The 12,201-nt window shown below is 44.2% G+C and carries 10 protein-coding genes; 5 read left to right on the forward strand and 5 right to left on the reverse strand.

Annotated elements, in window-relative coordinates; genetic code table 11:
• Nucleotides 1-106 precede the first annotated feature (106 nt).
• Nucleotides 107-613: a hypothetical protein gene (locus K7R10_RS01595; protein ID WP_224482933.1), complete on the forward strand. Its 507-nt coding sequence runs from the start codon at nucleotides 107-109 to the stop codon at nucleotides 611-613.
• A gap of 174 nt (nucleotides 614-787) precedes the next feature.
• Nucleotides 788-2,026: a hypothetical protein gene (locus K7R10_RS01600; RefSeq protein ID WP_224482934.1), complete on the forward strand. Its 1,239-nt coding sequence runs from the start codon at nucleotides 788-790 to the stop codon at nucleotides 2,024-2,026.
• A gap of 49 nt (nucleotides 2,027-2,075) precedes the next feature.
• Here the strand turns inward: K7R10_RS01600 and K7R10_RS01605 are convergent, their stop codons facing one another.
• The 4 genes from K7R10_RS01605 to K7R10_RS01620 are packed head-to-tail and all read right to left on the reverse strand — an operon-like array spanning nucleotide 2,076 to nucleotide 7,565.
• The gene (locus K7R10_RS01605; protein WP_224482935.1) at nucleotides 2,076-3,545 is read right to left on the reverse strand and encodes an oligosaccharide flippase family protein; all 1,470 of its coding nucleotides are present in this window, start codon (nucleotides 3,543-3,545) and stop codon (nucleotides 2,076-2,078) included.
• Nucleotides 3,546-3,548: 3 nt separating this feature from the next.
• Nucleotides 3,549-4,844 (reverse strand): glycosyltransferase family 4 protein, encoded by a 1,296-nt coding sequence (locus K7R10_RS01610; RefSeq protein WP_224482936.1) that lies wholly within the window; start codon nucleotides 4,842-4,844, stop codon nucleotides 3,549-3,551.
• The gene (locus tag K7R10_RS01615) at nucleotides 4,828-7,281 is read right to left on the reverse strand and encodes a YfhO family protein (protein WP_224482937.1); all 2,454 of its coding nucleotides are present in this window, start codon (nucleotides 7,279-7,281) and stop codon (nucleotides 4,828-4,830) included. The genes K7R10_RS01610 and K7R10_RS01615 overlap by 17 nt, the downstream gene beginning before the upstream one ends.
• 14 nt (nucleotides 7,282-7,295) lie before the next feature.
• Nucleotides 7,296-7,565, reverse strand: a complete 270-nt coding sequence (locus K7R10_RS01620; protein ID WP_224482938.1) for a DUF4834 family protein — start codon at nucleotides 7,563-7,565, stop codon at nucleotides 7,296-7,298.
• Between the two features lie 200 nt (nucleotides 7,566-7,765).
• Here K7R10_RS01620 and K7R10_RS01625 point away from each other — a divergent pair, with 200 nt between their 5' ends.
• From K7R10_RS01625 to K7R10_RS01635, 3 genes are all read left to right on the forward strand, one after another.
• On the forward strand, nucleotides 7,766-8,722 hold the full coding sequence (locus K7R10_RS01625; protein WP_224482939.1) for a transporter: 957 nt from the start codon (nucleotides 7,766-7,768) through the stop codon (nucleotides 8,720-8,722).
• 14 nt (nucleotides 8,723-8,736) lie between these two features.
• On the forward strand, nucleotides 8,737-9,855 hold the full coding sequence (locus K7R10_RS01630; RefSeq protein WP_224482940.1) for a GNAT family N-acetyltransferase: 1,119 nt from the start codon (nucleotides 8,737-8,739) through the stop codon (nucleotides 9,853-9,855).
• A 267-nt stretch (nucleotides 9,856-10,122) separates the two neighbouring features.
• Nucleotides 10,123-10,830: an ATP-binding cassette domain-containing protein gene (locus tag K7R10_RS01635; RefSeq protein ID WP_224482941.1), complete on the forward strand. Its 708-nt coding sequence runs from the start codon at nucleotides 10,123-10,125 to the stop codon at nucleotides 10,828-10,830.
• A gap of 65 nt (nucleotides 10,831-10,895) precedes the next feature.
• Here K7R10_RS01635 and capB read toward each other — a convergent pair whose 3' ends face one another.
• The gene (gene capB, locus K7R10_RS01640; RefSeq protein ID WP_224482942.1) at nucleotides 10,896-12,155 is read right to left on the reverse strand and encodes a cysteate-C-fatty acyltransferase; all 1,260 of its coding nucleotides are present in this window, start codon (nucleotides 12,153-12,155) and stop codon (nucleotides 10,896-10,898) included.
• Nucleotides 12,156-12,201: the final 46 nt, after the last annotated feature.

Raw genomic sequence — 12,201 nt, forward strand, 5'->3', positions numbered from 1 at the left:
CAAAGGGTTATGCCTTTTAATGATTTTTTGGCACGCTGTTTGGAAATCCTTATTCAAAGCGAAAGCCGAAAAGCTTATGAGTAGGCATAACCCTAATCTTACTACTATGAGACCACTTCTACTTCTTTTTACCGTTTTATTCAGCCATTCTTTTGTCTTCGCCTCACCCCCATCATGTCATTTAGAAAGGAATTATGAGGCTCATCCGGGATTTTTTACCGTTCCGGAGCTGAATTTTACCATGAATCAGGTTCGGTTCTATATCTACAGCGACGGTTCATTTGACTTTGAACCGCTTCAATTACTGACTACAAACCGAAGGGAACGAGCCAGATCGTATCAAAGCCATCTTCCTGTAGGTTATGATCGCTTTGGCCGGATTTCTAATGTCAACGGCGTCCTGATCACCTATTACCGCAACGGAGCTTTGAGATCTCTGGGTGATCTCTTTATGGAGTACAAGGGTAAATCAGGAAAACTTCACAAGGTAAACGGACATAAAGTAGCCTGGAAGAAGTCGGCCAGAAAGCAACATAAGCATGGGCACATTTATGTTCATCGGCCGATGTCTCACCTGAATCATAAGATTAGAAACGTGAGATTGCATCAATAACACCCGATTAACAATTTGAGACTTATAGTTGAAAATCAGGTTTTTGCGTGTATTTTCTCATCATCAGCGTAAGACATTTGAATTGATTTTCGGATTTTGGCACGCTGTTTGATTCTTAATAAGTGATCAGCCAAATAAACTAAAGTTGAACCTTAACAAACGTGTATTATGTCTATGAAAAGTATTTTTACGGTATTAATAGTAATGCTTGGTATGACGGGTCTTCAGGCCAGCGTATCAGAAAGCATGGCTGATGTGAATCGCTACGGATATAACAATTCCATCATATTCGTGGAAGACGGGATCACCTTTTCGGTTTATCCTGATGGAGAATTTGATTTTTATATCGATAATCCGAACGTTATCGGTGCCCACGTAGGCAATGGCAGCGTAGGAATCACCTTCAATGCGGGCTTTAATTACAGTCCCTGGGTACAGTATGATGATTACGGAGCAGTTATCCAGGTTGAAAACACCCCGGTCTATTATGATTTTTATGGTCGCGTATCCAGAATAGGGAATGTCGACGTATTGTACAATAACCGTAGGGTCGTACAGGTGGGTGGTCTGAATGTTTTTTATGATCCGTATGGAGGGTTTGCCCGATTTACAGGGTTTATCAATATCTATAACCGCGGATATTTTTTCAGACCTTACCACAGGTTTTTTGTAAGACCTGCCGTAAATCTTTGCCTGGTAGATTACAGACCGTACAGAAGGTACTATTACCCGGTCAGGTATACTTATTACAGACCGTACAGAAATAATTACAGAAGACCTTATGCTCAGATTGGCAGACCGTACCATTATAAAGGGAATCACAGAGGAAAGATCTATCAGAACGATCGCCGGGTTGCCGCCCGTAATGACCGAAGGGCTGTAAAGAACCTGAGAGACAGAAGTCTGAAGTACGAAGCCAGACATCGCAACCAGGTACGAAAGAATCCAGGAGCGATTGCCAGGGAAAGAGCCGGAAGGAAAGCATACGGGAACAACCGTTCTGATAATCGGGTGAACCGATCTCAGGGATATCGTAAACCCGCTTCCGGAAACCGCGCAAATGCTCAGGCAGGTAACGGTAATTACAGAGGTTCTAAATCTGTCACCCGCTCTGCAAATAACAGGAGTCGAAACGACGGTGCCCGGTACGGTCAAAGAAAATCGAACGAACGCAGCAAGAAGGCTTACGCAGAAAGATCTCCGAGAACCCAAAAAGCTCAGAAAGCAAGAAGTTCTCAGCGTAAATCGGGATCATATGCCAGGAATTCATCTGCCGGAAGAAAAAGTTCGGTTTCCCGTAAGGCTAATGATAGCAGAACTAATAAAAGGGTAAGCGCCCCGAACAACAGCCGAAATACGGCTAAAGCCCGAAGTTCAAGAGGAAACTCAAGGGGAGGAAGAAGAAACAATTAAGATTTATCTTCATATAGTTTGTTAGTTATTTAGTTAGGATGGGTCTCGCCTATAGGCGGGGCCCTTTTCTTTTTACGTATTTAAGAAAAAGCCCGTGAATGTCTTCAGAGAGGTTTAACCAGATCACAGCGACACCATAAAAAGCCGCCATAGCCGCACTTTTAATCATTATGGATATCACCGGCAAAAAAGGCAATGACATAAAATAGAAAGCGGGTAACAGTGCCCCCAGCAAAAGAAAGGTTTTCAATGTATTCTTTGTAAAAGGCTGCATCTTCAGTTTGGTCTTAACAAATATTATTTTACTGATATTATATATCAGGAAAGCCAGTAAGGTTGCAAAGGCTGCCCCTTCAATACCCCACACAGGTATAAAGATTATATTGAGTATCACGGTAAGGATGGCCAGTAATACCCCGAAAAAAAGTACCATCCGGTAATAGTTGGAATTAAATATGATGGCATTGTTGATACCCAGTAAGTTATCTGAAAGTTTCGCTAGCGCGATAAGAAATACCACCGGGATACCTCCGGCGTATTGCTCCGGGATAAGCGCATAAAGCTCCTTAATATTACCAAGTATCAACAAGAACACTAAGCCGCTTACAATCAACAGGTTGATCGAACTCCTTTTATACAGGTCGCTCAGTTCATCCATCTTTCCCTGGTTCATGAGCGTTGAAGTCAAGGGATAAGTGATCTGGTGAAGCGCCCTTGCGGGAACGGCTATTACAACCGCAATGAATACGGCCACATTGTAATAAGCAATATTCTCTATACTCTTGAATTTTCCCAACATCACCTTATCTATATCCAGTAAGACCACAGCCACAGAGCCGGCAACAATAATCAAAAAGGCATATTTGACCACCCTTTTAAAATCGGGCGGTAAAGCAAAAGACAAGGAAAGGTCTCCATTTCTCCAGATAGCCAAAAGCATGAGCAATCCGCGCAATATATAAACCAGGGTCATTGCTGCCACGAAATGCGGTACAGACAGCCAGTTCAGGTACACGCCAAACAACAGAACGGCAATCAACGCCCGGTGAAATACCTCTTTCAGGAAATTCCCGTATACAGTGCGATATTTCACCTTCGCCAATGCAAAAAATATCTCAAAATAAGCCATTGCTATGGCCAGGAAGAATATATACCATACGTAGTCTTCAACGATATCATTTTTCGAAGAAAGAAACGATGATATCTCATCATACCCCACAAAACCAATCAGCGCAACAGGGATGATGAGCAGTAAAGGCATCAGCAGCGAAGTAGTAATGAAACGATGCTTCTCCTCTTCATTTTCATAAGAAGAATAGAACTTTACAATGGTATTGTGAATTCCGAAGCTCAGGAAAGGCATCAGAATATTGGCAGCAGACAACAGAAACCCAATCAGACCGAAATAGGCGGCAGAAAGAAAATTGGTATAGAGGAAAAGCGTATTAACCGCTCCTATAGCAAATCCGATATAGGTCAGAATAAGATTTCGGGCTGATTGTTTTATTACGATTCCCATGCGTTAAGGTATGAGGGCTGCCAGTTTCCGGGTCAGAGCCGACCGACTGTAGGCAGCTATATCGGCATCGGGTCCTTTGAGGTTGCCTTCTTTATAACTTATAAAATACTCTCTTATTTTTGATTTAAGCAATTGATAGTCTTCATAAGCATAGGCCTGGCCATACTCTGCCTCTCTAAGCAATCGTCCCGCATCCCATGAGGTGGGTCCAATTGCCAGGATCGGACGCCCTGATGCCATATACTCAAATATTTTTCCGGGAATAATACCCCTGGTGATATCAGAATCGATCTCCAGCAATAAAAGAACCTGAGCTGCATGCTGTAATTTCAAGGCTTCGCGATGCTCTACATATCCAAGAAGAACAAGGTTTTCTTCCAGTCCGAAACTTTTGATGGTATCCACAACTTCATCACTAACCACCCCTGCCAGTTCGATCTTTAAACTTTCCCTGAATCCCTTCATTTCCCCTGACAGCTCTTTCAGCACGCGCCAGAGGTTCTTGGGGTTTCTTCCACTCAGCAGAGAACCGATATGCCTTAATGTAAAATCCCGGGTGAGGCTTACTTGTACCTCCTCGGGCTCATAGCCATTCGTGATCATTGAGACCGGCTTAGAAGTCTTTTCCTGCAATTCCCGTCGGGTTGAATAGCTCGTGGCGATGATTCTGTCTGCCAGATTGAGCACTTTTCTCTCCAGGGATTCGTGTTGTTTTCTTGCTTTGTTACCCAGGAAAAGTTTCTCATGATATCCTATCGATGTCCACGGATCACGAAAATCGGCCATCCAGTACATCCCGGTTCGCTCTTTCAAAGCCATTCCAATAAGATGAAGACTGTGAGGAGGACCTGTGGTGATCAAAGCATCGACATGGTGATTACCAAGGTAGTTTTCAAGGAAACCTGAGACAGGCTCAACCCATGAAACACGCGCATCCGGAACAAAAAAATTTCCCCTCACCCATAACAGGAATTTCTCCGTCATCGACTGCCGCTTATCTTCAATAATGCCGCGACTGATCTTTTGAGTCTTTTTGAAACTGAACAATTTGGCCCATTTATAAGGCTCCCTGATCGGAACACGATGAATCTCTGCTGCTTCAGGAACCTCTTTCAGAAAACGGGGGTCCGTGATCGGATAAGTGGGGTTTTCGGGAATGATCACCACCGGCTTTATCCCGTGATCGGGCAAATGGGATACAAACCTGAGCCACCGCTGTACCCCGGGACCTCCGGCCGGCGGCCAGTAATAGGTTACTATGACCACCGTTTTTTTGGCATCCTTATTCTGCGGATTCATCGGTTCGGGATCGCTTACGGTTCAGACTGTATACCAGCCCCCCGAGAAAGAGGAGCGCAAGCAACACATTTCCGGCCAGGGAAATGGTACTTCCGGTTTGTACTACTTCCGGTTCAAAAGTAAAGCTGATCGTATGTGCCCCTGCAGGAATCTCTAAAGCTCTGAGGGCGTAATTGACCCTGAAACTCTGCACCTCCTGACCGTCGATGGCCACTTTCCAACCGAACGGATAATACATTTCAGAAAAAACAGCCAGTCCCTTATTGGAATTTACACTCTCATAGACCAGTTTATCGGGGGCGTAAGAAACCAGGCTGATACGTGCTAAAGAATCTTTTTGATACCGGTCCGAAAGCTCTTCAGGCAGACCTTGCTGATTCATATCATAAACCGCTGCAGATTTGGTTTCAAGCGTATCGAGTGCCTGTATCTCAGCATCAGGAGTATCTACGGGAATAAGTCGGTTAACGAACCAGGCGTTCCCGTTTGCATAAGGGTTTCTGGCAGGATAGCTTTGACCCTTTTCATTTTGTTGAATAATATAACGTACGTTCAGCATATTGAGCACCGACACATTGTTCTTGGCAATGTGGAACTCATAGAGATTTTGCATCCGGCGGGGCTTAGCGGCATGATAACCACCGATGGAACGATGAAAATATGAAGTGGCTGCTCCGTTAAGTCCTTCTGCAGGATTAAAAACTCTGAAATGAAGGGCTGTATCTTTTTTTATTTCCTGTTCCGGATATCCGGCCTGGAAAGGTTTGTTTATTCGGCGGGCATTTACAAAATCTTCATTATTCACATAACGACGGTCAACCGGCACCAGATCGGTTAAGATCAGCAGCCCTAAAGCAAAAACGAGGTAAAGAGGCTTCATTCCCTTTTTCAGAAAGAACCATAAAACCAGTGCGGTGATTGCAAGGAGGCCGAAACTACGCAACAGGTCAGACGTATAGACCGCTTTCCGGTCTGCCTTTATCACCTCGATAAGTTCCTGACCAAATGACTGTGCGTAGTAATCATCATAGGGACCGACAAAACTGAAGGCTCCACTGAACACAAACAGAGCCGTAAGCACCACACCTATACCGATAAAGGCATACTTAAGACTGTTCCACTTTTCTGATTCCCCGTATTTCTGGGAGATGAACTGTGACACCCCCAGCATGGCCAGAACCGGCACACAGAGTTCAAGAATGGTCTGAACCGAGGTTATTGCCCTGAACTTATCATAAAGCGGGAAATAATCGATCATAAAATCTGTAAGCAGGCCGAAATTCTTACCCCAGGAAAGAACCAGAGACATGAAGGCTCCGATAAGCAACCACCATTTTAAACGCCCCTTTACCAAAAATGCACCCAGCAGGAACAAAAAGAAAACCGTTATTCCTACATAGGCCGGTGCAGCTACTCCCGGTTGGTCGCCCCAGTACAGAGGCAGATTACGTGCGAATTCAGATGCCTGCACCGGTGAAACACCCTGGTTAGTGAGAAACCGGTAGGTCTCAGAATCAGATCCAAGGTTTTCGCGGTCTGCTCCACCAAACAAGCGGGGAACGATCAAATTCAAAGACTCAGCCAGTCCGTAACTGTACTGAGTGATATAATCCTTATCCAACCCGCTACTGATCTCTTTCGTACTTCCGTCAGGGTTCACTGTAAGTTCCCCCGGCCCTCTCGTACTCCAGGCAGCATATTCCCGGGTTGCCATAAGATTAGTAGCATTGGTTACCAGGGAAAGCACAACAGCCACCGTAAGCAATCCCACTGTTTTGAAATAATGTGGCAGCTCTTTCTTTTTAATGGCATCGACCAGGTAAACCACCCCGAGAACCACCACAAGCAGCAGCAGGTAATAGGTCATCTGGAAGTGATTCGCATTGATTTCAAGGGCCATGGCAAGTGCGGTAAGCAGAAAGCCCCATATATAATGTTTTCGAAATGCCAGTATGATCCCGGCCAGCACAAAGGCAAAATATCCGATGGCATGAGCCTTGGCATTATGTCCGACCCCTAAGATAATGATGAGATAGGTAGAGAAACCAAAAGCCAGGCTTCCGATTGCAGCTAACTTCCAGTCTACCCGAAGTACAAGCAGTAACAGGTATATCCCTGCAAAATAAAGAAAGAGATAGTCTGCCGGTCTGGGCAGAAAACGTATCAGCCTGTCAAGATCTTTGATGTAATTATGAGGGTAGTTGGCTCCAAGCTGATAGGTGGGCATCCCGCCAAAGGCACTATTGGTCCAGTAAGACTCTTCGCCTGTCTGATCTTTATAGGCATCCCTTTCGCTGGCCATACCGATATATTGAATGATATCGCTTTGAAAGATCTTTTTACCTTGAAGTACCGGAGAGAAATAAAGAGTTGCGGCTAGAACAAATAAGAAAAATACCGCCACGTGTGGCAATACATTTTTTAATTGGTTAGTCATTAAATAGGGTTTAGTTAGTCAAGTTCTTCAAAATCGATATATTCTCCAACTTTTTCAGAAGAATTTTTATCGGGGCGCTTCACAGAACCCTTGTCGATCACAGTTTCACCTTCCTTGCGGGTTTCCTCTCCCGACCGGGCACGGTTCCCGCCGAAGCGTTTTTCCATTTCCTTTTCCATTTTCCTGGAAGCGAATTTGATCAGAAATGGGGCAAAAAGACGTGATAATATCCTTAAACCGAAGAGGATTAACAAGATGATCAGGATAGTTCTCAAAAACTGCATCAGAAGTTACTTTAGAGCGCAAAAATACAACAGTTCCATCTTTTAAAGAGAACCTCTTGACTTAAATTAATAATAAAATCCAGTTACAGCGTTAACCTTAATCCAGGCTTAGCTTTGCAATTCCTGTATGAATTATGCCCCCTGAAAAGGAGGGTTGAAATAATTATCCTATTTTAGTTCTGTCAAAAATCCCAATCGTGATGAACAAAAAACTAATACCCCTGCTTATCACCCTCCTTGTTGCGACCATCAGCCATTCGCAGTATACAGAGGTCATCAATTCGAACAGACCCGGAGCCTCCTACAGTGCTTTTTCTGTGGGAACAGGCGTTTTCCAGCTCGAATCAGGCTTTTCCTATGAACAAAGAGAGCATAGCGCGCTGAGAACCGAGTCTAACCGTTTTGGTGTTGATTATGTATTCAGATACGGACTCTTCTTTGAGCAACTGGAGCTTATCATCGATGGAAGCTATGCATTCGAAGGGGTCACAGACAATTCGACCCTCCCTCCTTCTGAATACAATAATAATGATTTCTTATACAACACCATAGGTGCCAAATTTCTCTTGTTCGATCCCTTCAAGGATCCTGATCGCAACAAACCTAATTTATACAGCTGGCGAGCGAATAACACATTCCAATGGAAGAATCTTATGCCTGCCGTAGCAGTATATGCCGGGGCCAATTTTTATTTCGGCGACAATCCCTTCTTTCCCGAACAACCTCAGGTCACCCCGAAGGTCATGGTCGCCACCCAGCAACATCTCACACCTCGCTGGGTACTGGTATCAAATATCATTTATGACCGGTTTACCAGCGATGACCCCATGTTCAACTATATAATTACCCTTACCCATGCCCTTAAAAATCCCAGATATACGATATTTGCAGAACATCAGGGATTCAATAGCGACACTTATGCAGACGGGATATTCAGAGTCGGGGGTGCCCGCCTGATGAATAAGAATCTGCAGATCGATGCCTCTTTGGGGATGAATATTAAAGACACCCCCTCAAGACTTTTCGGAGCTATCGGGATGTCTTTCAGGCTCGACCATCATACCGACCCCGAACGAAAGGTAGACAACACGCCTGATTACGATAAAAAGGCGCTTCGAAAGAACGGCGCCTTTAATAAGTTTAAAAACAAGAACTAAAGCAAGAAGCCAGCATGATCACGGTTAAGGAAGTGAGGAGTAAAAAAGACCTGGAGACATTCGTGAAGTTTCCGTTTTCCCTGTACAAAACATCAGACAAATGGGTTCCGCCTTTAATACAGGAGGAGCTCAGCACGCTCGATGCAGCAAAGAACCCCATATATCGTGAAGCTGAGTCGAGGCTTTTTCTGGCTTACAGAGATCAGAAAGTGGCCGGCCGTATTGCTGCGATCATCAATCATACCGAGGTAGACCAACTGGGAAAGAAAAAACTTCGCTTTGGTTGGTTTGAAAGCATCAACGACAAAGAAGTAGCTGAAGAGCTTTTCAGGCATGCCATGAATTTTGGAAAGGAGAAAGGCCTCTCCTACATCGAAGGCCCTTCGGGCTTCAGCAATATGGATAAGGCAGGAATGCTCATCGAGGGTTTTGACCGCATCGGCAGCATGTCAACCCATTATAATTTCTCCTACTACCCCGAACTAATGGAGAAACTGGGGTTTGAAAAAGAAGTCGACTGGAAGGAATACCAGATACCCGTTCCTGAGGAAGTACCTGAAAAAGTAAGGACCTTTTCAAAACTCATTCAAAAGAAATTCGGGCTCAAATTACAGAAGTTCAAATCTACCAAAGAATTACTGCCCTGGTCTGAGGCCATTTTTGAATTGATGAATCTCTCTTACGGGCAACTGGAATCATTTACCCCGATCAAGCCTTATATGGTCGAGCATTACAAGAAGAAATTCCTGAAGTTTCTCGATCCGGATTTTGTTGCGCTGATCACAGATCAAAACGATAACCTGCTTGGGTTTTCAGTGGTTATGCCCTCATTCTCCAAGGCCCTTCAGAAGGCGAACGGGAAATTATTTCCCTTCGGATTTTATCATTTATGGAAAGCCCAGAAAAAAAATGACAAAGGTACCCTGCTGCTCATAGGTATTCATCCTGAATGGATGCGTAAGGGGCTTACAGCATTGATCTTTGAGGAAGTGACCGACACCTTTTTAAGGCGTGGTATAAAGTATGTCGAGACCAATCCGGAGCTGGAGACAAATATTCAGGTGCAGGCGCTGTGGAAGGAATACGGACCTGAATTGATCAAAAAATGGCGTACTTACAAAAAAGAACTCTGATACTGTAATTGATTAAATCTTGAATATCCTGAATATTATACCATTGCTGAAACGACTTTTGCGATCTCTGTGGTATTTCTATTCAAGATTTCTTATCACTGCGATCATTATTTCAGGGTTACTGGCCTGGTTCATCGGGAATCATTTCAAAACGTTTTTTATTTCCATGGTTATATTGGTTCCGGTTATGCAGTTCATCACTTACGAGTTACGCTTTCCATCTGAATATGGCTTCTACAGAAACCTGGGGCTAAGCCGGCGTTTTCTTTGGACCATAACCCTTTCGGTAATATTTTTAATGTTAACACCCTTTCTGATTTGAACCACCTGCACATTGACAGTATACAAATGCGCTTTGGTAACAAGCTGTTGTTATCTGATATCTACCTGGCTTGCAAAAAGGGTGAAATACTGGGAATACTGGGAAGAAACGGCTCAGGGAAGTCGACCCTGCTGAAGATCATTCATAAAAGTCTGACCGCAGAAAACCGTTTTGTAAGGGCAGGCAAACACGTACTGCTGTCTGAAGCCGCCACCATCAGACACCTGGCCTACCTTCCGCAGGAAAACTTTCTTCCCGGACATTTGAAAATCATCAAAGCGATCAGAGCATTTGTTCCTCCTGAAAACCTGGATAAGGTCATAAACTTACCTTCTGTCAAGGCCTCATTAAATAAAAAGCCATATGAAATATCGAAGGGAACACAAAGATTTATAGAAACAGTTATCACCATTCACGCCCAACAGGACTATATATTACTGGACGAACCCTTTGCCGGAAATTCCCCGGTAAACTGTGAGATTCTGGCCGGGCTTATTAAGGAACAAAGATCTCATAAAGGTTTTATCATTACCGATCACAACTACAGAACGGTTTACGACATCGCCACAAGGATCGTGTTGCTTCACCATGGAAGCATCAAACAGATCACAGAAAGGAATGACCTGGTAAGATGGGGTTACCTGCCCGGGTAACACGCAAAAAAAAATCCGCCGGATTTCTCCGGCGGATCACAAGTTTTATTTCAATTATGACCTGTTTACTCTCCCATAGCCATAGCCACGGCCTGAGAAAGTCTCTTATAGGTTCCATTCTCCAAACGGGTTCTGATAGCTGAAAATGCTTCCAGAGTCTCCTGTATATCCTCCATTGTGTGAGTAGCAGTAGGGATCATTCTCAGAAGGATCAATCCTTTAGGAATTACCGGGTATACGACGATCGAACAGAAAATACCATAGTTTTCACGCAGGTCTTTTACCAACGCCATGGCTTCAGGAATACTTCCGTTAAGGTAAACCGGCGTAACACAGCTCTGAGTCGTTCCGATATCAAACCCTCTTTCCTTCAATCCGTTCTGAAGAGCATTCACATTCTCCCATAATTTATTCTTAAGTTCGGGCATGGAACGCAACATCTCAAGTCGCTTAAGAGCTCCTTTTACGAAGATCATAGGAAGGGACTTGGCAAACATCTGAGATCTCAGGTTATATTTAAGATAATCGATCACCTCTTTATCCCCGGCCAAAAATGCTCCGATACTGGCCATTGATTTGGCGAAAGTTGCGAAATAAACATCGATACCTTCCTGTACCCCCTGCTCTTCACCTGCACCTGCTCCCGTAGCACCCAGGGTTCCGAAACCGTGAGCATCATCTACAAGCAGACGGAATTTAAATTTCTTTTTCAGCTCAACGATCTCTTTAAGACGTCCCTGCTCTCCTCTCATTCCGAAAACTCCTTCAGAGATCACCAGGATGCCGCCACCGGTTTGTTCAGCCATTTTGGTAGCTCTCTCGAGGTTTTTCTCCAGGCTGTCCATATCGTTGTGCTGATAGGTGAAGCGTTTCCCCATATGCAAACGAACCCCGTCGATAATACAAGCATGAGAATCCACATCGTAAACGATGATATCATCTTTGGTCACCAAAGCATCGATACAAGACATGATTCCCTGATAACCGAAGTTTAAAAGATATGCAGCTTCTTTCTTTACGAAGGAAGCGAGTTCATTCTGCAACTGTTCATGCAGGTCAGTATGACCGCTCATCATTCGTGCTCCCATCGGATAGGCAGCTCCGTGCTCTGCAGCAGCTTCAGCATCTATTTTTCTAACTTCAGGGTGATTGGCAAGACCGAGGTAATCATTGATACTCCAGGTGATGACTTCCTTTCCGTTGAACTTCATTCGGTTAGAGATCTGACCTTCCAGTTTTGGAAAGACAAAATAACCTTCTGCTTGTGAAGCCCACTTTCCTAAGGGTCCCTTGTTTTCAATGATCCTATCAAATAAATCTCTCATGTGTAGGCGAAGTTTATATATTATATGTTTTTCAAATTCGAGCAGG

This window comes from Robertkochia aurantiaca (genome assembly GCF_020166495.1).
In the GTDB taxonomy this organism is placed as follows: Bacteria; Bacteroidota; Bacteroidia; order Flavobacteriales; family Flavobacteriaceae; genus Robertkochia; species Robertkochia aurantiaca.